The 23,913-nt window shown below is 34.3% G+C and carries 26 protein-coding genes and 1 other annotated feature; all 26 genes read left to right on the forward strand.

Features of this window, described 5'->3' with window-relative positions; all coding sequences use genetic code 11:
• Positions 1-10 precede the first annotated feature (10 nt).
• The 26 genes from G540_RS0103595 (at position 11) to yihA (ending at position 23,911) form a co-directional block, all read left to right on the forward strand.
• On the forward strand, positions 11-331 hold the full coding sequence (locus G540_RS0103595) for a thioredoxin family protein (RefSeq protein WP_027106925.1): 321 nt from the start codon (positions 11-13) through the stop codon (positions 329-331).
• A gap of 16 nt (positions 332-347) precedes the next feature.
• The gene (gene ytpR, locus G540_RS0103600) at positions 348-989 is read left to right on the forward strand and encodes a YtpR family tRNA-binding protein (RefSeq protein ID WP_027106926.1); all 642 of its coding nucleotides are present in this window, start codon (positions 348-350) and stop codon (positions 987-989) included.
• A 91-nt stretch (positions 990-1,080) separates the two neighbouring features.
• Positions 1,081-3,465 (forward strand): DNA translocase FtsK, encoded by a 2,385-nt coding sequence (locus tag G540_RS0103605; protein ID WP_027106927.1) that lies wholly within the window; start codon positions 1,081-1,083, stop codon positions 3,463-3,465.
• A 20-nt stretch (positions 3,466-3,485) separates the two neighbouring features.
• Positions 3,486-4,817, forward strand: coding sequence for a UDP-N-acetylmuramate--L-alanine ligase (murC, locus tag G540_RS0103610; protein WP_027106928.1), 1,332 nt, complete (start codon positions 3,486-3,488; stop codon positions 4,815-4,817).
• A 205-nt stretch (positions 4,818-5,022) separates the two neighbouring features.
• The gene (locus G540_RS0103615; RefSeq protein WP_027106929.1) at positions 5,023-5,724 is read left to right on the forward strand and encodes a Bax inhibitor-1/YccA family protein; all 702 of its coding nucleotides are present in this window, start codon (positions 5,023-5,025) and stop codon (positions 5,722-5,724) included.
• A gap of 115 nt (positions 5,725-5,839) precedes the next feature.
• Positions 5,840-8,509, forward strand: coding sequence for a DNA polymerase I (gene polA / locus G540_RS0103620; protein ID WP_027106930.1), 2,670 nt, complete (start codon positions 5,840-5,842; stop codon positions 8,507-8,509).
• A gap of 19 nt (positions 8,510-8,528) precedes the next feature.
• A complete protein-coding gene (gene mutM / locus G540_RS0103625) occupies positions 8,529-9,356 on the forward strand; it encodes a DNA-formamidopyrimidine glycosylase (protein WP_027106931.1) in 828 nt (275 codons plus the stop codon).
• A gap of 2 nt (positions 9,357-9,358) precedes the next feature.
• On the forward strand, positions 9,359-9,952 hold the full coding sequence (gene coaE, locus G540_RS0103630) for a dephospho-CoA kinase (protein ID WP_027106932.1): 594 nt from the start codon (positions 9,359-9,361) through the stop codon (positions 9,950-9,952).
• Between the two features lie 52 nt (positions 9,953-10,004).
• Complete coding sequence (gene nrdR / locus G540_RS0103635) at positions 10,005-10,469, forward strand: transcriptional regulator NrdR (protein WP_027106933.1); 465 nt, start codon at positions 10,005-10,007, stop codon at positions 10,467-10,469.
• Between the two features lie 25 nt (positions 10,470-10,494).
• Positions 10,495-11,940: a DnaD domain protein gene (locus G540_RS07020; RefSeq protein ID WP_051188957.1), complete on the forward strand. Its 1,446-nt coding sequence runs from the start codon at positions 10,495-10,497 to the stop codon at positions 11,938-11,940.
• Positions 11,934-12,890, forward strand: coding sequence for a primosomal protein DnaI (gene dnaI / locus G540_RS0103645; RefSeq protein ID WP_338048132.1), 957 nt, complete (start codon positions 11,934-11,936; stop codon positions 12,888-12,890). The genes G540_RS07020 and dnaI overlap by 7 nt, the downstream gene beginning before the upstream one ends.
• Before the next feature lie 306 nt (positions 12,891-13,196).
• Positions 13,197-15,149, forward strand: a complete 1,953-nt coding sequence (gene thrS / locus G540_RS0103650; protein ID WP_027106935.1) for a threonine--tRNA ligase — start codon at positions 13,197-13,199, stop codon at positions 15,147-15,149.
• A gap of 62 nt (positions 15,150-15,211) precedes the next feature.
• Positions 15,212-15,349 (forward strand) — a sequence feature (ribosomal protein L20 leader region).
• Positions 15,350-15,398: 49 nt separating this feature from the next.
• Positions 15,399-15,899 carry a translation initiation factor IF-3 gene (infC, locus tag G540_RS0103655; protein WP_027106936.1) on the forward strand — a complete coding sequence of 167 codons (501 nt, stop codon included), beginning with the start codon at positions 15,399-15,401 and terminating at the stop codon, positions 15,897-15,899.
• Between the two features lie 26 nt (positions 15,900-15,925).
• Positions 15,926-16,126 carry a 50S ribosomal protein L35 gene (rpmI, locus tag G540_RS0103660; protein ID WP_027106937.1) on the forward strand — a complete coding sequence of 67 codons (201 nt, stop codon included), beginning with the start codon at positions 15,926-15,928 and terminating at the stop codon, positions 16,124-16,126.
• A gap of 112 nt (positions 16,127-16,238) precedes the next feature.
• On the forward strand, positions 16,239-16,598 hold the full coding sequence (rplT, locus tag G540_RS0103665; RefSeq protein ID WP_027106938.1) for a 50S ribosomal protein L20: 360 nt from the start codon (positions 16,239-16,241) through the stop codon (positions 16,596-16,598).
• 184 nt (positions 16,599-16,782) lie between these two features.
• Complete coding sequence (locus G540_RS0103670; RefSeq protein WP_027106939.1) at positions 16,783-17,322, forward strand: YqeG family HAD IIIA-type phosphatase; 540 nt, start codon at positions 16,783-16,785, stop codon at positions 17,320-17,322.
• Positions 17,309-18,421 carry a ribosome biogenesis GTPase YqeH gene (gene yqeH / locus G540_RS0103675; protein WP_027106940.1) on the forward strand — a complete coding sequence of 371 codons (1,113 nt, stop codon included), beginning with the start codon at positions 17,309-17,311 and terminating at the stop codon, positions 18,419-18,421. Before G540_RS0103670 ends, yqeH begins: the two co-directional genes overlap by 14 nt.
• 11 nt (positions 18,422-18,432) lie before the next feature.
• The gene (gene yhbY, locus G540_RS0103680; RefSeq protein WP_035463597.1) at positions 18,433-18,741 is read left to right on the forward strand and encodes a ribosome assembly RNA-binding protein YhbY; all 309 of its coding nucleotides are present in this window, start codon (positions 18,433-18,435) and stop codon (positions 18,739-18,741) included.
• Between the two features lie 26 nt (positions 18,742-18,767).
• Entirely contained in the window at positions 18,768-19,379 is a 612-nt protein-coding gene (locus tag G540_RS0103685) for a nicotinate-nucleotide adenylyltransferase (protein ID WP_027106942.1), read from the forward strand.
• A complete protein-coding gene (yqeK, locus tag G540_RS0103690) occupies positions 19,375-19,968 on the forward strand; it encodes a bis(5'-nucleosyl)-tetraphosphatase (symmetrical) YqeK (RefSeq protein ID WP_027106943.1) in 594 nt (197 codons plus the stop codon). The genes G540_RS0103685 and yqeK overlap by 5 nt, the downstream gene beginning before the upstream one ends.
• An 18-nt stretch (positions 19,969-19,986) precedes the next feature.
• Positions 19,987-20,340, forward strand: coding sequence for a ribosome silencing factor (gene rsfS / locus G540_RS0103695; protein WP_027106944.1), 354 nt, complete (start codon positions 19,987-19,989; stop codon positions 20,338-20,340).
• 1 nt (position 20,341) lies between these two features.
• Positions 20,342-21,076 (forward strand): class I SAM-dependent DNA methyltransferase, encoded by a 735-nt coding sequence (locus tag G540_RS0103700; protein WP_027106945.1) that lies wholly within the window; start codon positions 20,342-20,344, stop codon positions 21,074-21,076.
• A 20-nt stretch (positions 21,077-21,096) separates the two neighbouring features.
• Positions 21,097-22,248, forward strand: a complete 1,152-nt coding sequence (locus G540_RS0103705) for a nucleotidyltransferase (RefSeq protein WP_027106946.1) — start codon at positions 21,097-21,099, stop codon at positions 22,246-22,248.
• 78 nt (positions 22,249-22,326) lie between these two features.
• Positions 22,327-22,893 (forward strand): YceD family protein, encoded by a 567-nt coding sequence (locus G540_RS0103710; protein WP_027106947.1) that lies wholly within the window; start codon positions 22,327-22,329, stop codon positions 22,891-22,893.
• Positions 22,894-22,970: 77 nt separating this feature from the next.
• The gene (gene rpmF, locus G540_RS0103715) at positions 22,971-23,147 is read left to right on the forward strand and encodes a 50S ribosomal protein L32 (protein ID WP_027106948.1); all 177 of its coding nucleotides are present in this window, start codon (positions 22,971-22,973) and stop codon (positions 23,145-23,147) included.
• A 167-nt stretch (positions 23,148-23,314) separates the two neighbouring features.
• On the forward strand, positions 23,315-23,911 hold the full coding sequence (yihA, locus tag G540_RS0103720) for a ribosome biogenesis GTP-binding protein YihA/YsxC (protein WP_027106949.1): 597 nt from the start codon (positions 23,315-23,317) through the stop codon (positions 23,909-23,911).
• Positions 23,912-23,913: the final 2 nt, after the last annotated feature.

Consider the following 23,913-nt stretch of genomic DNA (forward strand, 5'->3'; position numbering starts at 1 on the left):
GGACTTACCAATGAAAGTCTTAGAAAAAATGAACAAAGTTGAATTAGAAGAAAAATTAGCTCAAGGGAATTATGTTTTATTTTTCACAGCTGCCTGGTGTCCTGATTGTACATTTATCAAACCAGCTATGCCAGAATTAGAAGCAGAATATGCTGACTATGAATTTTTCTTAGTTGATCGTGATGACAATATTGAACTTTGCCAAGATTTAATGATTATGGGGATTCCAAGTTTTGTTGTATATCGTGATGGTAAAGAAGCTGGTCGTTTTGTGAATAAACAACGTAAAACAAAACAACAAATTCAAGAATTTTTAAATGATATTAAATAAAGGAGTTTAAAGGTCAATGTTGATTGCTAGTTATAATCCACAATATATCGGTGATGTCTTACTTACAATGATTAATCCTGATGTGTTAGAACAAGAAACAGAAAAGAAAGGTCAAGCTGTTCGTATTTTTGCGAAAAAAGATGGCCATACTTTAGGTTACAATTTCTTAGCAGTTAGTGAAATTTTAACTGACTTAGAAGGTAATGGACCACTTGTTTTGAATGCAGAACAAGTTGCTAAATTAAATGCTTATTTAACAGAAGTTGGTTTTACAGCTGAGTTAGAAGTTGATGAAACTCCGAAATTCGTTGTTGGTTATGTGGAAGAAATGACAGAACATCCAGATTCTGATCATTTACACATTACAAAAACACGAGTTGATAATGATCAAGTTTTACAAATCGTTTGTGGTGCACCTAATGTAGCAGCTGGACAAAAAGTTGTTGTTGCTAAGGTTGGTGCGATGATGCCAACTGGTGCGATGATTTGGCCTGGTAAATTACGTGGTGTAGAAAGTCCCGGAATGATTTGTTCAGCACGTGAAATCGAATTACCTAATGCACCGCAAGTTCGTGGGATTTTAGTTTTACCAGAAGATGATTCACGATTTGAAGTGGGAACAGGTTTTGATTTTGCAGCTGGAGCAACGTTGTTTTAATGCAAACTAACTAAAAAATATGCTAAAATAGACTAGGATTAATTATTATAATTAGTCCTAGTCTTAATTTTTTTGTGATAGGATGAAGAATATGCAACATTATGATGGACCGGCTTTTTATCGAAAAAAACAACATCAAGAAGTTGTTAAGCCGAGTTTCAAAGAAAAAAAGAAAAGAGCACCACAAAAACGAGCTCGTAAACTTTTAAGTGAAGAAAAAAGAAACGAAAATCAAGAAATATTAAAACAACAATATACAACGAGAACTTTTCATCCTAAATATGTACCACCATCAATTATTGATTTTTCAAAACGTGAAACAAAACGTAAATATCAAGCTTTAGTCAAACGCATATTAGCAGCTAAAGATGAATTATTATTGTTTGTAAAAGATGAACAAGCAACTGATTTAGAGTTAATTGATTTAACTCAATCTAACTGGCAAGAACAAGCCGCTGATTTAGAGCAAGGGGCTTTAACAGCTGAGAAGGAAGTTAGTCAGCAAGCTGAAACTGAAATTTTAAACGAAGAAGTGGTGGAAACACCGGGAGTCGCTGCAACAGAAGATATTGAAGCAGCTCGATTAATGGATGAACCAACAGAACATGAATTTGAATCAACACTAGTAATCGATGATCATGAACAATTAATCAACAAAGATTCAGAATTTATTGATGAGATTACAAGTCATGATGAATTTGAAGAACAAGAACAAAACAATGAAGAACTAATTATTTCCCGGGAACAAGCAGTTGAATCAGTAACTGATTTAGAAACAGAAGATTTATGGGAAAAACCTGCTCCAGTGGTATCGTCTGAAAAAACTGAACTACCAAATACAGCAGTTATAACTAACAAAACTGAAATGGTTGCAAATGAAGAGCATGAGAATCCACAACCGCAAGAACAAGCGGCCGATGATAATCATGAAAAAGTAGAAGCAACTGGTTTGAATCGGACATTAACAGATATTATTGATTTAGAAAATAATGAACAGCGTAAATTAGCTTTATTTGCTGATGCAGAACAAGCGGCAACGCCAAATAAAGAAGATTTAATGTATAAATTTCCACCATTAGATTTATTACCAGCGCCAGTGATTGAAGCTGATGATTCAATGGATGAGTGGGTTTTAAATCAAATTGATGTTTTAAATGAGACATTAGCAGCCTTTCATGTTGATGCTGTTGTGAAAGATTGGACGATTGGGCCAGCTGTCACTCAATTTGAAATCACTTTAGGTCGGGGTGTTAAAGTTAATAAAATTACTAATTTAGCTGATGATTTAAAATTAGCTTTAGCAGCTAAAGATATTCGGATTGAAGCTCCAATTCCGGGTAAAAGTAGCGTTGGGGTTGAAATACCAAACTACAAATCACGACCAGTTATGTTATCAGAAGTATTAGAATCAAAAGCTTTTAAAGAAGCACAATCACCATTAACAGTGGCTTTGGGTGTGGATTTATTTGGTCGACCACAAGTTACTAATTTACAAAAAATGCCTCATGGTTTAATTGCAGGGGCCACAGGATCTGGTAAATCAGTTTTTATTAACAGTTTGTTAGTTTCTATTTTATATAAAGCTGAACCAAGTGATGTTAAGTTATTATTAATTGATCCAAAAGCGGTAGAAATGGCACCTTATCAAAAGATTGCTCATTTAATTGCGCCGGTGATTTCTGAACCTAAAGCTGCCGCCGCAGCCTTGCGTTGGGTAGTTGAAGAAATGGAAAATCGCTATCAAAAATTAGCTGCTGCCGGTGTGCGCAATATTGCTAGTTATAATGAAAAAGCTCTTGCTAGTGGTAAATACGAATATAAACTACCTTATATCGTAGTTGTGATTGATGAATTAGCAGATTTAATGATGGTCGCAGCTAGTGAAGTTCAAGATTATATTGCACGTATCACCCAAAAAGCACGTGCAGCCGGGATTCATTTAATTGTGGCTACACAAAGACCAAGTGTTGATGTTATTACTGGAACTATTAAAAATAATATCCCAACGCGAATCGCCTTTATGGTTTCAAGTCAGATTGATTCACGGACTATTTTAGATGTAGCTGGGGCTGAACGTTTGTTAGGTCGTGGTGACATGTTGTTTATGGGAAATGGATCAGGTCAACCAGTTCGTTTACAAGGAACTTATGTTGAAGAAGAAGTCGATGCTATTACCGATTTTATTCGCCAACAAGGGAAACCACAATATGCTTTTGATCCAGAAAGTTTAAGAAAAAAAGATCAACAAAATGAAGCACAAGATGATTTGATGCCGGAAGTGTTAGAATATATTGCTCAAGAAGACAATATTTCGACTTCAAAATTGCAACGAGTCTTTTCAATCGGTTATAATCGAGCTGCTAATATTGTTGATGATTTAGAAGCACAAGGTTTGATTTCGCCAGCACGCGGATCAAAACCACGTGATGTTTATTTAGATCCAGAAATGTTAAATGCAATGAATGAAACGAAATAAATAGAAAAGAGGATATTATAATGAAAATGGATACCACATATTATTTTGTGGGGATTAAAGGAACAGGTATGAGTGCCTTGGCTTTAATCTTACATGATAAAGGATGTCAGGTTTTAGGATCTGATATTGATAAATATACTTTTACTCAACGTGGCTTAGAAGATGCAGGAATTGAAGTTTTATCATTTTCTGAAGATAATATTAAACCCGGAATGACAATTATTGCGGGAAATGCTTTTTCAAAAGATCACGAAGAATTACAAAAAGCACAAGAATTAGGTTTAGAAATTTTAAGCTATCCTGATACTGTAGAAATGATTATTCAAGAAACAACAAGTATCGCTGTTGCCGGTGCACATGGTAAAACAAGTACAACTGGTTTATTGGCACACGTTTTAAGTGGTGTAGCTCCAACTAGTTTCTTAGTAGGCGATGGTTCGGGAAAAGGTATTCCTGATGCGCGTTTCTTCGTCTTTGAAGCTGATGAATATCGTCGTCATTTCGTTGCATATCATCCTGATTATACAATTATGACTAATATCGATTTTGATCACCCAGATTACTTTACAAGTTTAGAAGATGTTTGTGATGCATTTGAAACATTAGCAATGCAAACTAAAAAAGGTATCTTTATGTGGGGTGAAGATGACAACTTACGTAAATTAACAGCTGATGTTCCGATTTATTATTATGGAACAGAAGAATCAGATGACTTTAGAGCAGTTAATATTAAACGTTCTACTAAAGGTTCTAACTTTGATGTTTATCATCATGATGAATTCTTAGGTAACTATGATATTCCAATGTTTGGGAAACATAATGTTTTAAATAGTTTAGCTGTCATTGCTGTTTCTTATTTAGATAAAGTTGATCAAGCTGAAGTTAAAGCTGAATTAGTGACATTTAAAGGTGTTAAACGTCGATTTACAGAAAAGAAAGTAGCTGATATGGTAATTATTGATGATTATGCTCATCACCCAGCTGAAATTACAGCCACTTTAGATGCTGCACGTCAACAATATCCTAATAAAGAAATTATTGCTGTGTTCCAACCACATACATTTAGCCGGACGATTGCTTTGCAAGATGAATTTGCAACAAGTTTAGATAATGCCGATCAAGTCTTCTTGATTGATATTTTTGGTTCAGCGCGTGAAAAAGCTGGAAAAATTACTTCAGCTGATTTAGGTAAGAAAATCAAAAAAGGTGGTACTGTCCTAACTGAAGATAATATGTCACCATTATTAGATTATAAAGATGCCGTTGTAGTCTTTATGGGTGCTGGAGATATTCAAAAGTATGAATATGAATATGAAAAATTATTATCTAATTTAAGTTTACGTAATAACTAAAAATAAATTTAAAAGGCTTCTATACAAATTGTATAGAGGTCTTTTTTGATAAAAGCACGAATTAAAGGGATTTATATTGAGAAAAATTAACATAAAGGAATTGTTAAGAAAGAAGTGAAGTTTCACGTATTAAATTTGGATATGCTATAATTATTAGCAAACCCTCAAAATAAGAGGGAGAAAATTGTTTTAAGGAGAGAATTATATGAATAATGAACCACGTCGCGTTGTTAGCAGTGCTACTGATAGCGGTCTAAATCAATACTTAGCTAAAATGTATGGATTTATGGCAGCAGCAGTTGGTGTTTCTGCATTAACTGCGTATTTAATTACTACAATGTTTTATATTCAAACTATGACATTTTTATCACAACATCGTTCAGCTGTATGGATTATGTTTGGTTTGCAATTAGTTATTGCTTTTATGTTTAAAGCAAATCGTTCACCAGTTGTGAATGCAGTCGGACTTTTTGGCTTTGCGATTTTAGAAGGTGTTGTCTTCAGTACATTAGTAGCTGTTTATACTATGGGAGATATCACGATGGCCTTTGTTTCAGCAGCAACGTTATTTGTTGTTTTAGCTGTGATGGGAACTGTTACGAAACGTGATCTGAGTGGAGTTGGCCGCCATGCTATGGCAGCGTTGATTGCTTTGATTATTGTTTCAATTATTAACTTCTTTTTACAAAGCCCAATGATTAATTATATCTTTTCTTATGTGGGTATTATTATCTTTGCTGCTTTAGTAGCTTTTGATTCACAAAGATTTAAACAATCATATTATCAATTACAAGGTCAAGTGAATATGACGAGTTTAGCTTTAATGGGAGCTTTCCAATTATATCTAGATTTTGTTAACTTGTTCTTACAACTATTAAATATTTTTGGTGGCGGAAGTCGCGATTAAATCAATAATTAGTATTTAACAAAAGTCGAAGAAAGGTTTCTTCGGCTTTTGTTTTGCTTTCTGGGAAATTTTGTTAAAATACAAAAGAAGAATAGAGATTTAAAAGGAGAACGGCATGACAAAAACAAAAGAAAAATTATTATTAATCGATGGGAATAGTATTGCATTTCGCGCTTTTTATGCGTTATACAATTCTTTAGAACGTTTTGTAAACCAAGATGGCTTACACACTAATGCTATTTATGGTTTTAAAACAATGTTGGATTTTATTTTAGAAAAAGAAAAACCAACACATGTTTTAGTGGCTTTTGATGCCGGCAAAAAGACTTTTAGAACTGAAAAATATGAAGAGTATAAAGGCGGCCGTTCTAAAACACCAACTGAATTAAGTGAACAGTTTCCTTATTTAAGAGAATTATTAACTGCATATGGGATTAAAAGTTATGAATTAGCTAATTATGAAGCTGATGATATTATTGGGACTTTAGCTTCTCAAGCTAGTGAACAAGGTATGGCAGTAACGGTTGTATCTGGAGATCGAGATTTAACGCAATTAGCGTCAGATCAGGTAACAGTTGCTATCACAAAAAAAGGTGTATCAGAAGTTGAAGAGTTTACACCAGCTTATATTGCTGAAAAATATGAAATTACACCAGAACAAATTATTGATATGAAAGGATTAGTCGGTGATAGTTCCGATAATTATCCAGGTGTAACTAAAATCGGTGAGAAAACAGCGATTAAACTTTTAAAACAATATGGCACAATTGAAGGTATTTATGAAAATATTACTGATATGAAAAAATCTAAAATGAAAGAAAATCTAATTGCTGAAAAAGAGATTGCTTTCATGTGTAAAGATTTAGCAACTATTTTAAAAGATGCGCCAATTACAATGACAGTTGCAGATACAACTTGGTCAGGAACTGATTATGAAGCTTTAGTGAAATTTTATCAACAAATGAATTTCAAACGTTTTCTAGGACAATTAGCGACTGAACAGCCAGAAACTACAGATCAACAAACAGCTTTGAATGTTGTTTCTGTTAACGCGGAAAATGTAGCTGATTTAAAAATCGAATCAACCAATAATGTTAGTTTTTATTTAGAAATTGATGGAGCTAACTATCATTATGCGCCGTTAGTAGGCTTTAGTTTTCAAATTGGTGACACATATTATGTGAGTCGGGATGTAGAGTTGTTAAAAGAGGATCCGTTCCGCGCTTTATTAGAAAATGAGCAGATTAATATTGATTTGTGTGATTTAAAGAGAACTTATGTTGGGTTGCAACGTGTAGGGATTACCTTACAATCTGCTGATTTTGATTTATTATTAGTGTCATATTTATTGAATAATCGGGATAATAGTGATGATTTAGGTGTTTTAGCGCAACAAAATGATTATTATGATTTAGCTACTGATGAAAAAGTTTATGGTAAAGGTGCAAAACGCGCTATTCCAACTGATGATCAAGTTTTATATCAACATTTAGCTGCTAAAACGAAAGCTATTACATCTTTAAAAGAAAAATTAATGACAGAATTGCAAGAAAATCAACAAGAAGAGCTTTATTTCACCATTGAACGACCATTGTCATTAGTTTTAGCTGAAATGGAAATTAATGGGATGGCGATTGATCCTGCGACATTGGAAACGATGAAAAGTCGTTTTACAGAACGTTTAAGTGAAATTGAACAAGCTATTTATCAAGAAGCCGGTGAAGAATTTAATATTAATTCACCAAAACAATTAGGTGTGGTGTTATTTGAAAAACTTTCTTTACCAGTAATTAAGAAAACTAAAACAGGCTACTCTACAGCTGTTAGTGTTTTAGAAAAATTACGTGGTATGTCACTAATCATTGATAATATTTTAGAATATCGCCAACTATCTAAATTACAATCTACGTATATTGAAGGATTGTTGAAAGTTATATCCCCAGTGGACGGGAAAATCCATACGCGTTATACACAGACGTTAACTGCGACGGGACGTTTATCATCAGTGGAACCTAACTTACAAAATATTCCAGTACGTTTGAAAGAAGGCCGTCAAATTCGCCAAGCTTTTGTGGCGGAACAACCAAATCATAAAATTTATACATCTGATTATTCTCAAATTGAGTTACGAGTTTTAGCTCATGTTTCGGGTGATAAAAATATGCAGCAAGCTTTTATGGATAATGATGATATTCATACTAATACAGCAATGAAAATTTTTGGCATTTCTGATCCAGAACAAATTGATAGTAATATGCGTCGTCAAGCCAAAGCTGTTAATTTCGGGATTGTGTATGGAATTAGTGATTATGGACTTTCACAAAACTTAGGCATTACGCGGAAACAAGCCAAAGCGTTTATTGAAGCTTATTTAGAAAACTTCCCTGGTGTACAACAATATATGGAAGATGTTGTAACTGAAGCTAAAGAAAAAGGTTATGTCGAAACAATCTTTAAACGACGTCGCTATTTACCAGATATCAAGAGTAAAAACTTTAATTTGCGTTCTTTTGCTGAAAGAACCGCAATGAATACACCAATTCAAGGCAGTGCTGCTGATATTATTAAAGTGGCGATGATTAATATGCAAAAAGCTTTAAAAGAACGAGGCTTGCAGAGTAAAATGATTTTACAAGTGCATGATGAACTTTTATTTGATGCACCAGCAGATGAAATTACCATTTTAGAAGAGTTAGTGCCACAAATTATGGATGAAGCAGTGCGCTTAAGTGTACCGTTAAAAGTCGATAGTTCTTATGGAGCAACATGGTATGATGCTAAATAAATAATAAAGGAAGATTAAAATGCCAGAATTACCTGAAGTAGAAACCGTTCGTCGTGGTCTTAACAAACTGGTCTTAGGTCAAGTTGTGACTGATGTTAATGTTGTTTTTGAAAATATTATTGTTGGTGATCCTCAAGAATTCGTGGCGCAATTGAAAGGCAAAACTTTAGAAAAAATTGATCGTCGCGGAAAATATTTACTCTTTCGTTTTTCTGATGGAATTACAATGGTTTCACATTTACGAATGGAAGGTAAATATTTTGTTAAAGATGGTCAGGAGCCGTTAGAAAAACATTCACATATCATTTTTAAATTAGCTAATGGAAAAGAGTTGCGTTATAACGATGTTCGTAAATTTGGGCGGATGGAATTAATTGCGACAGGACATGAAAATGAGTTTAAAAATTTGGCGAAATTAGGTGTTGAACCAACGCCGACAGCTTTTAAAGTGGATGAATTTTATCAAGCTTTACAAAAGAAAAATAAAGGAATTAAAAGTGCACTACTTGATCAAACAATTGTGGTGGGACTAGGTAATATTTATGTGGATGAAGTTTTGTGGATGAGTCAGATTCATCCTGAAACAAAAGCGAATCACTTAACTTTAGCTGAAGCGACCGTATTGCACGATAATATTATTGCTGAATTAGCTGAAGCTGTAAAAGCGGGAGGAACTACAGTCCGTTCTTATGCTGATGCTTTTCAAAATAGTGGTTCTTTTCAGTTTGCTTTACAAGTTTATGGAAAACAAGGGGAACCTTGTCCACGCTGCCGAACACCAATTGAAAAGATTCGGGTAGCACAACGAGGAACGCATTTTTGTCCGCAATGTCAACAGGTGAAATAAAAATGGCATATGTTTTAGGGTTAACTGGTGGAATTGCGAGTGGAAAATCAACTGTAGCTGATATATTGAGATCACAAGGTGCTTTCATCATCGATGCTGATCAGGTGGCTCGTCAAGTTGTGGCGCCTGAGACACTAGGATTACAGCGAGTTATTTCAGTGTTTGGTCGTAGTTATTTACAGGCTGATGGGAGTTTGGATCGTAAAAAATTAGGAGCCTATGTTTTTGCAAATAAAAAGGCTTTAGAACAATTGAATATGTTGTTGCAAAGCCTGATTCAAGCTGAAATATTACAACAATTACAAGCAGCGCAAGAGCGTGATGAAAGGTTAATTGTTTTAGAAATACCACTATTATTTGAATACCATTATGAGAAATATTGCGACGCTGTTTTAGTTGTCAATGTGCCTTATGAAGTGCAATGCGAACGATTGATGCAACGTGATGATATCTCGTTAGCAGCAGCTCAAAATAAAATCGCACAACAAATGTCGGCGGAAAAAAGAGTAGCTTTAGCAGATAAAGTCATTGATAATACAAGTTCTTTAGAAAATATGAAAACTCAGGTTTTAAAATATCTCAAAAATATTATATAATAAGAAGAGAGAGTTTAATTTTTAAAGAAACGAATGTTGAGGTGGAAAACAAATGAAATGTCCGCAATGTAAAAGTAATACCTCACGCGTTGTTGATAGTCGCCCTGCTGATGAAGGTGCTGCGATTAGAAGACGACGTGAATGTAGTAAATGTGGTTATCGTTTTACTACGTTTGAAAGAATTGATGTTACACCGTTAATGGTTATTAAAAAGAATGGTACTAGAGAAGAATTTAATCGTGAAAAATTAATGCGCGGAATTGTTCGTGCAACTGAAAAACGTGCTGTCACAACCGATACAATTTCAGAAATCGTTGATCGAGTTCAAAGTAAACTTCGTTCTGTCGGAAGTGCTGAAATTTCGAGTCAATTAATCGGTGAATATGTGATGGAAATTTTAATTGATATTGATGAAGTATCATATATTCGTTTCGCGAGTGTGTATCGTCAGTTTAACGACATGGCCTCATTCCGTGATGAATTAGATAAATTAATGAAACAAAACTGCAAAGAGTAAAATAATAGGAGGGAGGTAATTTTATATGAATCAACAAAATAACGAATTATCTCCTAAAGATGGATTTATTGTTGTTGCTGATAGTAAACAAGCTTACAATGATGAGTTAATTATTAAAAAACTTTATCAGCCAATTATGGGGATTGTAGCTCGGGGTCTTTATGATGAATTAAGTTTGCGGATTCAACCGCGAATGAATTTAGCGGCACGTCGGATGAATAAAGATTTACAACTAGCTTTAAATGTGGGGGTTGGATCGCTTGTACAAGCGAGAAATCGCTTAGAAGCACTTGGTTTATTAAGAACATATACATTGACTGATGAGATAGGTGTATTAACAATTTATGAAATTAAACCACCATTGACAGCCACTGCTTTTTTTAGTGATGATATTTTAAGTTCATTATTATTGAGTTTAATTGGTGAAACACAATATCAAGAACTAAAAGATGAATTTTTATATCAAAAAGAAATTCCGGCTAATGCGCAAGAAATTACCAAAACTTTATTGGAAGTTTATTTACCTGATTTTACAATTCCGGTCGCTAAAAATAATTCTGTTAAAGCAACTCTCACAGAACCGTTAGTTCAACAAACATTAGCTGATGTTTTAGATGAAGCTTATTTTGTGAGTTTATTACAAAAGTCATTCGTTGATCAACGTGATGTTTTAGCACATAAAGCTGATTTAGTTAATTTGTGTTTATTATATCGTTTAGATGAATTGCAATTAATGACGCTTTTAGAACAAAATTGTGATGTTATTACAAATCAAGTTGATTATGCAGCAGCTAAAAAACAAGCTTATCGAGAATTTGAAATGAAGTTAAATCCACAAACTGAACAAGTAGCCACACAAGAAGAATCAACTGCAGTCCAAACAACACCGCCAACTCCACCGGCTAAAGGTTCTGGTGGAAATGCCGAGTTGTTAATTGCGGCTTGTAATGGAATGACCCCAATTGAATTTTTAACAGATATCAAACGGCAAAAAGGCAGTTTCGTTACTAAAAATGAACGGATTTTTATTGAAGATATGGTCCGAAGAAATGTGTTACCTAATTCTGTGTTAAATGCTTTGATTCATTATGCTTTAATTGTTCAAAAACATAATCTACTCAAAGTCTCATTTTTAGAAGCGATTGCTGTTGATTGGGCACAAAATAAAATAAAAACTCCAAGTGAGGCGTTTTCTTATGTGCGTAAAAGAAATCAAAAGCAAAAAGAAAAAGCTGAACAACGGAAAAAAGCTCTGCCGAAATATTATAATGGCCGTCCGGTTGTCCAAAAAGAAAAATTACCGGAGTGGGCCAAAGAAGAACAAAAAAATCCGCCACGCGATTTAGAAAAAGAAGCGATTTTAAAAATTAAAATTGCGGAACAAGAAAAAATTGCGGCAGAAAATAAACGTAAATTCAAAGAACGTAAACGCAAAGAAGCCGAAGAACGGCGGAAAGCACGGAAATGGTAGGTGAAAAGATGGAAAGTATTGGCAAACATTTAAATCAAAAAATGGGATTACAACAATGGCGGCAACAATATGAACGTTTAGTTCAAAAAGCGCTGCAAGATGAAGAAGTCCAAGAATTTATTCAAAAACACCAAGCTGAATTATCACCTGATTTTCAAAAACGTGATGCTAGCAAATTATATGAATTTGTTAGTGTTAAAGAAAAAATTGCCCGTGGTGAAGAAACGTTTACCCCAGGTTATCATCCGATTTTACAAGTTAGTGATCATCATATTGAAATTGCATATCAACCAACTGAAGAATATTTAGCTGAGAAAAAACGGCAAAAACGGCAAAATTTAATTAGTTTGGTTAATTTACCGAAAAGTTTACGCAAAGCGACGATTGATACTTATAATCAAGAAACAACTGATCGTGTCAATTTAAGATTAGATATTATGGATTTTGTGAATAGTTATTTGGAATCGCAAGATAATCAAACAACACCACCACAAGGATTTTATATTGAAGGTAGTTTTGGTGTCGGGAAAACCTATACTCTAGGTGTTATTGCGAATGAATTAGCACAATATGATATTCCAGTTACAATGGTTCATTTACCATCATTTATTGTTGCTGTTAAAAAAGCTATTGGTGATAATAAAAATGTTCATTTAGTCGATGAAATTAAAAAAACACCGATTTTGATGATTGATGATATTGGTGCTGATCAATTGAGTAGTTGGAGTCGGGATGATGTGTTAGGGGTTATTTTACAATACCGGATGCAAGAAGAATTACCAACATTCTTTAGTTCTAATATTGCAATGGAAGATTTAACAGAACAATACTTAACTTTAAACAATCGCGGAGAAGCAGAACCGTTAAAAGCACAAAGAATTATGGAGAGAATTAATTTCTTAGCACGACCTTATCAAATGACCGGTGAAAATTATCGGAATCGTAAATAGGGGTTGCAATTTTTGGGAGTTAATGCTTAAATAGTATGTAAATATGAAATCAGATGAAAGATAAACGGCTGGTTACCACAGGGAGAATGACCTAGACTGGAAGTTATTCACAACCGAGCTTACCACTTTCATGTTAAGAATTTAGTGCAAAGCTAAGTCGGATCGTTTCCGTTATCAACGCTGAAAGAAACACTACGCATTAGGCGAAGTGTTTGAATTTAGGTGGAACCACGTTTATCACGTCCTTAATATAAGTAGTTTATACTTGTGTTAGGGACTTTTTTATTTGATTGAGGAGGAAAAACAATGGCAAATATTAAAATTACATTTCCAGACGGTGCAGTGAAAGAATTCGCTGCCGGTGTAACAACAGAAGATATCGCTAAATCAATTAGTGTTAGTTTAGCTAAGAAAAGTGTTGCAGGTAAGTTAAATGGTTTATTAATTGACTTGAAACAACCAATTGAAGCTGATGGCGCAATTGAAATTGTAACAAAAGATTCTCAAGAAGGTATGGAAGTATTTTGGAATACAGCAGCTATGGTTTTAGGTAATGCTTTATCTCAAGTATATCCAGATATGCACTTTGGTGTTGATGCAGCAACAGAACATGGTTTTTATTTAGATACAAACCGTGTTGCTGGTCAAGTTAGCGAAGGTGATTTTGAAAAGATTTCTAAAAAAATGGAAGAAATCATTAAAGCTAATGAACCAATCGAACGTTTAGTTTTAAGCAAAGAAGAAGCTTTACGTTTAGTTGGTGATGATCAATATCGTCAAGAATTAATTAACGATCAAGCTGGTGAAGGTGACCAAGTTGTTGTTTACTTACAAGGTAAATTCGTTGATGTTTCTCGCAATGTTAAATTAGCAGAACCTAAAGTTATTAAATGTTTCCAATTATTATCAGTAGCTGGTGCATATTGGTTAGGTTCTGATGAAAATGATATGTTACAACGTGTTTATGGTACAGCATTCTACAAACAAAAAGATTTAGATGCAGAATTAGCTCGTCAAAAAGAAGCACATGATCGTGACCACCGTGTCTTAGGTAATGATTTAGATTTATTCTTCGTAGATCCAGAAGTGGGTAATGGTTTACCATACTGGATGCCAAATGGTTCTACAATTCGTCGTACAATTGAACGTTATATTGTTGATAAAGAAGTTGCTGATGGGTATGAACATGTTTATACACCAGTCTTAGCTAATGTTGATTTGTACAAACAATCAGGTCACTGGGATCACTACCGTGAAGATATGTTCCCACCAATGGATATGGGTGATGGTGAATTACTTGAAATCCGTCCAATGAACTGTCCTTCACATATTCAAATTTACAAACATCACAAACGTTCATATCGTGAATTACCATTACGTTTAGCAGAATTAGGTATGATGCACCGTTATGAAAAATCAGGTGCCTTAACAGGTTTATCTCGTGTTCGTGAAATGACATTAAACGATGGTCACTCATTCGTATCACCAGATCAAATCCAAGAAGAATTCAAGAAAATTATTCGTTTAATGGTAGAAGTTTATGAAGATTTCGATATTAAAGATTACCGTTTACGTTTAAGCTATCGTGATCCAGAAAACACAGAAAAATATTTCGATGATGATGAAATGTGGGAAAAATCACAAAGAATGTTAAAAGGTGCGATGGATGATTTAGGTTTAGAATACTTTGAAGCAGAAGGTGAAGCAGCCTTTTATGGTCCTAAACTTGATGTTCAAACAAAAACAGCACTTGGTGGCGAAGAAACATTATCAACAATCCAATTAGACTTCTTATTACCACAACGTTTTGATCTTAAATATATTGGTGATGATGGTGAAGAACATCGTCCAGTTATGATTCACCGTGGTATTATTTCTACAATGGAACGTTTCACAGCTTATATTACAGAAATGTATAAAGGTGCTTTCCCTACATGGTTAGCTCCACATCAAGTTAAAGTAATTCCAGTTAAAAATGAATTACACTATGACTATGCGAAAGAAATTGCTAACTCATTATCAGCACACCAAGTTCGTATTTCAGTTGATGATCGTAACGAAAAAATGGGTTACAAGATTCGCCAAGCACAAGTTAACAAGATTCCTTATACACTTGTTGTGGGTGATCAAGAAGTTGCTGACGGAACAGTTTCAGTTCGTCGCTATGGTGAAGATAACACAACAACAATGACAAAAGACGAATTCCGTAACTTGTTATTCGCTGATATCGAATCATATAGCCGTAACTCAAAAAAATAAAAAACTTACAAATATTAGTTGACAATCAAGATTAAAGGTTGTTATACTATAACAGTTGAGAAAAAAGAAAGCAGAAGCATCCCGCTTCTCGCCTAAGGAATAAGAAAGTTCCGGGGCAGAATTATAAAACTAATTCCGATAAAACGGATCATGTGCGGGGTGTTGTCATGTATTTGACAAGACCCCGCTTTTTCTGTCTGCATTTTCTCTGAATTTATTTGGAGGTGAAACGCCATAGCAGTTGATAAAATGGTTAACGAAGGAATTCGTGCTCGTGAAGTTCGTTTGATTTCAAATGATGGTTCTCAGCTTGGTGTTAAGTCTAAGCAAGAAGCATTAAGCTTAGCTGAACAAGTTAATTTAGATTTGGTACTAGTGGCACCAAAAGCAAAACCACCAGTTGCCAAAATCATGGATTATGGGAAGTATCGTTTTGAGTTGCAGAAGAAACAACGTGAAGCTCGCAAGAATCAAAAAGTAGCTAACGTTAAAGAAGTACGGTTAAGTCCAACAATCGACACGAATGACTTTAACACTAAAGTTAAAAATGCATTAAGATTTATCGCTAAAGGTGATAAAGTAAAAGTTTCGATTCGTTTCAAAGGCCGTGCGATAACTCATAAGGAAATCGGTCGAGATGTTCTCGAAAGATTTGCACAAGCAACTGACGAAGTTGCCGTAGTTGAATCAAAACCAAAAATGGATGGGCGTAGCATGTTCTTAATGCTCGCACCTAAGGTTGATAAATAAAGACCTGATATAGGAGGAAATTGATTATGCCAAAACAAAAAACACACCGCGCATCAACAAAACGCTTTAAGCGTACAGGAAAAGGTGGCTTGAAACGTTCTAACGCGTTCACATCTCACCGTTTCCACGGTAAAACTAAGAAGCAACGTCGTCATTTACGTAAAGCTTCAATGGTATCTGAATCAGATATGAAACGTATCAAACAAATGATTTCACAAATGAAATAATTTTTTCATTTTAAAATCAATTTATAATTAGACCTAATAACAAGCGTCCTATTACAAAGAGGACCATCTAAGTTGACAAAGATTAGCTTAGATATAATAAGGAGGAATTCTCATGCCACGTGTTAAAGGTGGAACAGTTACGCGTAAACGTCGTAAAAAGATTATTAAATTAGCAAAAGGATATCGCGGTTCAAAACATATCCAATTTAAAGTTGCAAAACAACAAGTAATGAAATCATACCAATATGCTTTCCAAGATCGTCGGAAAACAAAGAACAACTTCCGTAAATTATGGATCGCTCGTATTAATGCAGCAGCTCGCTTAAACGGAATGAGCTACAGCAAATTAATGCACGGTTTGAAATTAGCTGGTATCGAAGTTAACCGTAAAATGTTAGCAGAATTAGCAGTTAACGATGCAGCTGCATTTACAGCAGTTGTTGAAGAAGCTAAAAAAGCTTTAGCAAAATAATTTAATTATTAAAACAAAAAGGCTGGGACATAATTTCATGTTTCAGCCTTTGTTATTATCTAAAAAAGGATTAGCAGAATAGTTACTATTTTGATGAAAATTCATTATAATTAAACTAGGTAGTAATCTGCATTATTTTAGAAAGTAATAATGAAGAAATAAAGATGATATTAGGAGCTCAGATATGCTTGCAAAATTCAAACCAACTTGGATGATTGAATCAATTTATGATATAACACCTCAAGATTTGCAAAAGCAAGGTATTAAAGTCGTGTTAACCGATTTAGATAATACTTTAATTGCTTGGAATAATCCTGATGGTACACCCGAATTAAGAAAATGGCTCAAAGAAATGGAACAAGCAAAAATTCCAGTTGTAGTTATTTCAAATAATAATCACAAACGTGTGAAAAGAGCTGTGGAAAGTTTATCTTTACCATTTATTTCCCGTGCTTTAAAACCATTTTCCCGCGGTGTTCGTATTGCAAAACGACGCTATCATTTACAAGCTAAGGATGTCGTTTTAGTCGGTGATCAATTAATGACTGATATTGCAGCCGCTAATAGTGCTGGAATCAGAAGTGTCTTAGTTCGTCCGATTGTTCAAACGGATGCTTGGAATACGAAATTTAATCGATTTTTAGAAAAACAAGTGAAAAAACAATTAGCTAAAAAAGAAGGTTTTGAAATTAAGTGGAGGAAGTCTTTAGATGACAGAAAATAACGAAGAATTATATTGTATTGGCTGTGGTGTTAAGATTCAATCAGATGATAAAGATGAATTAGGTTATACACCAAAAGCAGCTGTTAAAAAAGGTTTAGAAAAAGAAGAACTTTATTGTCAAAGATGTTTTCGTTTAAGAAATTATAACGAGATTACAGATGTTAGTTTAACTGATGACGATTTCTTAGCACTTTTAAATGAAATTGGTAAATCTGATGCTTTAATCGTTAATGTTGTGGATATTTTTGATTTTAGTGGATCAATTATCCCAGGAATTCACCGTTTTGTTGGGGATAACCCAGTTTTATTAGTTGGTAACAAAGAAGATTTATTACCACACTCTTTAAAACGGAGTAAATTAAAAGATTGGTTACGTCAATCTGCGAACGCTCAAGGTTTACGACCTTTAGAAGTGGTTTTAACAAGTGCTAAGAAAAACCAACAAGTCCGTGAATTACTTGAATTAATCGATAAGTATCGTGAAGGTCGCGATGTTTATGTTGTTGGGGTTACAAATGTTGGTAAATCAACTTTAATTAATCAAATTATTAAAGAAAGTACAGGTTACCAAGATTTAATCACTACATCTCGCTTCCCAGGGACAACATTAGATATGATTAAAATTCCATTTGATGATGGTAGTGAATTGATTGATACACCAGGTATTATCCATAAAGATCAAATGGCTCATTATTTAACTGGGAAAGATTTACGTTTAGCTGCTCCTCAAAAAGAAATTAAACCACGTGTTTATCAATTAAATCCAGGTCAAACATTATTTTTAGGTGCTTTAGCACGTTTTGATTATGTTGCTGGTGAAAAACAAGGTGTGGTTGTTTATGCTGAAAATAATTTGATGATTCATCGGACAAAAACAGCAGGAGCAACAGAATTTTATGCTAAACATGCTGGTGAATTATTACAACCACCAGCTGATATTACAAACTTACCAGAATTAGTTCGTTTTGAATTTAAAACAAAAGAAAAAAGCGATCTTGTATTTTCTGGTTTAGGTTGGGTAAGTGTCAAAGCTGATAGCGTAGTTGCTGGTTGGGCACCAAAAGGCGTTGCTGTAAGTTTAAGAAAAGCAATGATTTAAAGGAGATATATATGTTAAAAGGAAAACAAAAACGTTATTTAAGAAGTCAAGCACATCATTTACGACCAATGTTTCAAATTGGTAAAGATGGCTTATCCGCAACTTGGTTAGAACAAGTTGAATATGCACTTGAAAAACATGAATTAATTAAAGTTAATATTTTACAAAATTCATTAGTTGAAGCTGCAGAAGTTAAAGAATATTTATCTGAAAACAGTGATATTGAAGTAGTGCAAACAATCGGAAATGTTTTAGTGTTATACCGGAGAGCGCATAAAGTTGCTCACCGTAAAATTTCTAATGAAGTAGCTGCTCTATAAAAGACAGCTGAATTGTTGTGTAGAAGGTGATTAAAATCAAAACTGAACAACAACTTAAACCAAGTAGGGTTGGAATTTTGGGTGGAACATTTGATCCAATCCATCATGGTCATTTATTTATCGCAGAACAAGTATATCAACGATTAAATTTAGATGAAGTATGGTTGTTACCTGACAATCAACCACCGCACATTGATCAAAAAAATCCAGTAGCGGTTACAGAACGGATTACAATGGTTCAAAAAGCGATTGAGAATAATCCACACCTTAAATTGGCTTTGGATGAAGTGCTTCGAGGTGGTAAAAGTTATACGATTGACACTATTTTAGCATTCCAAGAACAGTATCCTGAGACGGAATTTTATTTTATTATCGGAGCGGATATGGTGGCTTATTTACCTAAATGGTATCGCATTGATGAATTGGTCCAATTGGTTAATTTTGTCGGTGTGTATCGTTCGGGCTATCCCAAAGAAACTAAATATCCAGTTCAATGGGTTGAATTACCGTTATTAGAAATTAGTTCGAGTCAAATTCGAGAATATTGTTATCAAGAACGGTCGATTCGCTATCTTGTACCGGATCATGTAGCTGCTTATATTGCAGAAAAGAGGTTATATGCTAATGACAAAGATTAAATATAGTCAAAAATATTACCCAGGAACCCGGGAAGAATTAGTTAGTAAAATAAAAACTGCTATGAGTCCTCGGCGTTTTCAACATGTCTTAGGTGTGGAACAAGCTGCTATTCAATTAGCCAAAGATAATCAAGCTGATGTTGAAAAAGCTAGTATAGCAGCATTAGTTCATGATTATGCTAAAGAACGTTCAGATAGTGACTTTCAAGCAGTAATTCAAACTAAGCATTTAGATCCAGATTTATTACGTTGGGATAATTTTATTTGGCATGGTGTGGTTGGTGCGGAAATGATTGCAACTGAATTAGGGATTACTGATCCAGAAATTTTAGATGCAGTGCGCAAACATACAGTTGGTGCTAAAGACATGACTTTATTAGATCGGATTATTTATGTAGCTGATTATATTGAACCAGGGCGTGATTTTCCAGGGGTTCAAGAAGCTCGCTTGATTGCACAAAAAGATTTAAATGAAGCTGTTAGTTATGAAACACAACATACATTAGAACATTTATTACAAATGAAAAAAGTTATTTATCCTGCTGCTATGGAAACTTATAATTATTGGGTTGCCGGTAAGTTGGACTAACTTAAAAGGAGAAAAAATATGAACAGTAAAGAATTATTACAAGTTGTTGTTGAAGCCGGAGATCGCAAACGCGCTGAAAACATCATTGCTTTAGATGTTGAAAAAGTTAGTTTGTTAGCTGACTATTTCGTTATTATGCAAGGTGGATCTGAACGTCAAGTTAAAGCTATCTCAGAAGAAATTGCTGAACAAGTTCATAAAGCTGGTGGTACAATCAAATCTATCGAAGGTCGCGATGGTGCGAACTGGATTTTAGTAGATTTAGGCGATGTGATTGTGCATATCTTTAAAGAAGAAGCACGTGAATTTTATAAATTAGAAAAATTATGGTCTGATGCTGAAATGGTTGATATTGAGGAATGGGTAGACTAAATTGATTTATAATACATTTGCGCAACTTTACGATGAATTAATGGAGCCAACTTTATATGAAGATTGGCTTGCGATGGTTTTAGAAATTTTGCCAGATAAAAAAGGTCAATTGTTAGAATTAGCAGGTGGTTCAGGAAGATTAGCCGTGATGTTAGCGCAAAATGGTTATCAAGTAACTGATTTTGATTTATCAGCTGAAATGTTATCTTTAGCTGATATGCACGCTCAAGAAGCTAATGTTGAACTTGGTTTAATTCAAGGAGATATGACTGATTTAAGCGAATTAGCTGTCTATGATAACATTACTTGTTTTGCGGATTCATTTTGTTATTTGCCTGATGAAACAGCTTTATTAGCAACGTTTACAGAAGTGGCACAACATTTAGCTGCTGATGGTAAATTTATTTTCGATGTGATTACACCGTATCAAACAGATGAAGTTTATCCCGGTTATATGTTTAATTATAATGATGAGGAACGTGCTTTTATGTGGCAAACATTTATCGATGAGCAACCACATAGTGTTGTTCATGATTTAACATTCTTCATTTATAATGAACAAATTGATGGTTATGAACGGATTAATGAGTTACATCATGAACGAACATATTCATTAGTGACATATCAAAAATTATTAAAAGAAGCTGGTTTTACCCAAGTAGAAGTTACAGCTGATTTTGGGCGACAAAAACCAAATGAAACAACAACACGTTGGTTCTTCCAATGTCAAAAATAAAATTAATTTGAGGTGAAAAGATGAAAGCTGTTGGTATTATTGCGGAATATAATCCATTCCATAACGGACATCTTTATCAAATTAAACAAATTAAAGAGCGGTTCCCTAAACATTTAATTGTAGTTGCGATGAGTGGTAACTTTTTGCAACGCGGGGAGCCCGCTTTTTTAGATAAATGGCAAAGGGCACAGCAAGCTTTAAGTAGTGGTGTTGATTTAATTGTAGAGATACCTACTGGTTTTTGTATGCAAGCAGCTGATCGCTTCGCTTTTGCTGGTGTTCAGATTTTAGCGGCATTAGATGTGGAATATTTGGCTTTTGGGTCAGAACATAGTGAGTATGATTTTATGGAATTGGCACGTCAAGCAGCTACTGTAACTGGTGATTTTAAAAAATTTGATCAGTCATATGCAGCAGCTTATCAGAATGCACTGCAAGCTACATTAGGGATAGCTTTGAATCAACCGAATGATTTATTGGGTTTGGCATATGCTCGGGCGAATCAGCAATTAGGTGAACCATTAAAATTAGTTCCCTTGCAACGCTATCAAGCTGAGTATCATGCAACTGAACTAGTAGCCGAACAAGCAATCGCTAGTGCAACTGCAATTCGCCAACATTGGAAATCTGAGCAGCAAGCGTTGTGTCAGCAATATGTTCCGCCGGTAACTTGGGAAACGTTAAAAATGGCGCCAACAGTTGTGACATGGGATGATTTATGGCCATTATTAAAATATAAATTGTTAACTACTCCAGTTAGTGAATTGGCGCAGATTTATGGAATGTCAGAAGGATTGGAAAATCGTTTTAAAACTATTCATGAACAGTTAGCTAAGACAGCCACTTATCAAGAGTTTTTGCAACTTGTGAAAACAAAACGTTACACATATACACATTTAACACGTTTAACTACAGCAATGTTGTTAAACTTTACGCAACAAGAAGCTGCTATTTTACAGCGCCAACCATATATGCGGTTGTTAGGTTTTTCTCAAAAAGGACAAAAATATTTAGGGAAAGTCAAAAAAACAACACCGCTGCCTATTTATACAAAAGTTGGGCAAGCTGATAAAGAAGGTCTTTTAAATCTTGATTATCGATCCGGAAAAATTTATGAAATGATTACCGGAAATGCACAAGATTTGAAAAAATCACCGTTGCGATATTTGTAATAAGGTGTCAAGGAAAAAACATTGACAAACTATTGAATGACAGGTATGATTTGACCTGTTGCATTAGGAGGAATTAGCATGAAATGGTCATTAAGTGAATTGCGTTTTACTGGTGAGAAGCCGTTAAACTTTGAAGAAACATTGAATTTAGAGCAAGCTTTACAAAAGCGGAACCCTGAATTAATCGCTGTTTCACCAATTGAAGTTAGTGGTTTTTTTACAGTTGATGAAATGGGTACGATGCTTTATGCACGCGTTAAAGTTACTTTAACACTCCCATCAACGCGATCTTTTCAACCAGTTGATCTACCATTAGATTTTGATTTGACAGAGCATTATATTAGTCATTTTGACCGTCAGCGCTTAGCTGAATTTGGTGATAATGATGTTGCTTTAGTTTTAGAAGATGATTTAATTGATTTAGATCAAGTTGTCTTAGATAATATTCTGCTACAAATTCCGATGCAGGTGTTAACAAATGATGAACAGCAAGCGACAGAAGCAACATTGCCAACAGGTAATGATTGGCAAATCGTAACTGAAGATCAAGTTAAGAAAAAACAAGAAGAATCACCTAAAATTGATCCTCGATTAGCTAAATTACAAGATTTTTTTGAAAAAAATGATGAAAAATCTGATGTTTAGTTGCAAAAGCGGTCAATAACAAGTACAATTCTTTTTGTTAATAATTTTCAATGAAAAAATAAGGAGGTGTTTCAGCGATGGCAGTACCAGCACGTAAAACATCTAAAACACGTAAAAGATTACGTCGTACACACTATAAATTACAAGTTCCAGGTATGAGCGCATGCCCAAACTGTGGTGAATTAAGAAAATCTCACCATGTTTGTTCAAACTGTGGTTTCTATGGTGAAAAAGAAGTAGTAAAAGTTAAGTAATTAAAACTTAGCCGTAAAAATTAAATAGGGACCATGGCCCTCTTTAATTTTCGCGTAAATAGCATTCCGGATCTAACGGGTCACGGAATGCTATTTTTTAATTTAAACAAGAGTTCTAAAATGTGTTAGAATATGAATGATTGAAAAAACAAGGGAGTGAAAGATAGATGAAAGTACATAATGTTGACTTAACGATTAGTGCCGTTCGACCAGAACAATATCCACAGGAAGGTTATCCTGAAGTTGCGTTATCCGGTCGTTCTAATGTAGGAAAATCATCTTTGATTAATACATTAATTAATCGTAATGGTTATGCTAGAACATCTAGTCAGCCCGGAAAAACCCAAACTTTAAATTTTTATGATATTGAATCACAATTATATTTCGTGGATGTTCCCGGATATGGTTATGCGAAAGTTTCTCAAAAAGAACGTGAAAAATGGGGACGCATGATTGAAACATATTTTGCTGAAAGAAGCGAATTACGTGGTGTCATTTCTTTAGTTGATGCACGTCATGAACCAACTCAATTAGATAAACAAATGATTGATTTTCTTCATTATTATGATTTACCAATTTTAGTTGTTGGAACTAAGATTGATAAAGTACCTAAAAATAAAAGAAATCAACGTTTAAGTGTTATTCGTAAAGGATTAAACTTACGTCCGGAAGATGACGTTATCTTGTTCTCATCTGTGGATAAAACAGGTAAAGAACAAGTCTGGGAATGGATTGACCAATATTTAGTTCAAGAAGAGGAGTAATA

The organism is Ligilactobacillus ceti DSM 22408 (genome assembly GCF_000423245.1).
GTDB lineage: Bacteria > Bacillota > Bacilli > Lactobacillales > Lactobacillaceae > Ligilactobacillus > Ligilactobacillus ceti.

Bases quoted from the DNA above. Each gene is read 5' to 3' on its own strand.
- G540_RS0103595 (WP_027106925.1), top strand. From the start codon at position 11: ATGAAAGTCTTAGAAAAAATGAACAAAGTTGAATTAGAAGAAAAATTA.
- ytpR (WP_027106926.1), top strand. From the start codon at position 348: ATGTTGATTGCTAGTTATAATCCACAATATATCGGTGATGTCTTACTT.
- G540_RS0103605 (WP_027106927.1), top strand. From the start codon at position 1,081: ATGCAACATTATGATGGACCGGCTTTTTATCGAAAAAAACAACATCAA.
- murC (WP_027106928.1), top strand. From the start codon at position 3,486: ATGAAAATGGATACCACATATTATTTTGTGGGGATTAAAGGAACAGGT.
- G540_RS0103615 (WP_027106929.1), top strand. From the start codon at position 5,023: ATGAATAATGAACCACGTCGCGTTGTTAGCAGTGCTACTGATAGCGGT.
- polA (WP_027106930.1), top strand. From the start codon at position 5,840: ATGACAAAAACAAAAGAAAAATTATTATTAATCGATGGGAATAGTATT.
- mutM (WP_027106931.1), top strand. From the start codon at position 8,529: ATGCCAGAATTACCTGAAGTAGAAACCGTTCGTCGTGGTCTTAACAAA.
- coaE (WP_027106932.1), top strand. From the start codon at position 9,359: ATGGCATATGTTTTAGGGTTAACTGGTGGAATTGCGAGTGGAAAATCA.
- nrdR (WP_027106933.1), top strand. From the start codon at position 10,005: ATGAAATGTCCGCAATGTAAAAGTAATACCTCACGCGTTGTTGATAGT.
- G540_RS07020 (WP_051188957.1), top strand. From the start codon at position 10,495: ATGAATCAACAAAATAACGAATTATCTCCTAAAGATGGATTTATTGTT.
- dnaI (WP_338048132.1), top strand. From the start codon at position 11,934: ATGGTAGGTGAAAAGATGGAAAGTATTGGCAAACATTTAAATCAAAAA.
- thrS (WP_027106935.1), top strand. From the start codon at position 13,197: ATGGCAAATATTAAAATTACATTTCCAGACGGTGCAGTGAAAGAATTC.
- infC (WP_027106936.1), top strand. From the start codon at position 15,399: ATGGTTAACGAAGGAATTCGTGCTCGTGAAGTTCGTTTGATTTCAAAT.
- rpmI (WP_027106937.1), top strand. From the start codon at position 15,926: ATGCCAAAACAAAAAACACACCGCGCATCAACAAAACGCTTTAAGCGT.
- rplT (WP_027106938.1), top strand. From the start codon at position 16,239: ATGCCACGTGTTAAAGGTGGAACAGTTACGCGTAAACGTCGTAAAAAG.
- G540_RS0103670 (WP_027106939.1), top strand. From the start codon at position 16,783: ATGCTTGCAAAATTCAAACCAACTTGGATGATTGAATCAATTTATGAT.
- yqeH (WP_027106940.1), top strand. From the start codon at position 17,309: ATGACAGAAAATAACGAAGAATTATATTGTATTGGCTGTGGTGTTAAG.
- yhbY (WP_035463597.1), top strand. From the start codon at position 18,433: ATGTTAAAAGGAAAACAAAAACGTTATTTAAGAAGTCAAGCACATCAT.
- rsfS (WP_027106944.1), top strand. From the start codon at position 19,987: ATGAACAGTAAAGAATTATTACAAGTTGTTGTTGAAGCCGGAGATCGC.
- G540_RS0103705 (WP_027106946.1), top strand. From the start codon at position 21,097: ATGAAAGCTGTTGGTATTATTGCGGAATATAATCCATTCCATAACGGA.
- G540_RS0103710 (WP_027106947.1), top strand. From the start codon at position 22,327: ATGAAATGGTCATTAAGTGAATTGCGTTTTACTGGTGAGAAGCCGTTA.
- rpmF (WP_027106948.1), top strand. From the start codon at position 22,971: ATGGCAGTACCAGCACGTAAAACATCTAAAACACGTAAAAGATTACGT.
- yihA (WP_027106949.1), top strand. From the start codon at position 23,315: ATGAAAGTACATAATGTTGACTTAACGATTAGTGCCGTTCGACCAGAA.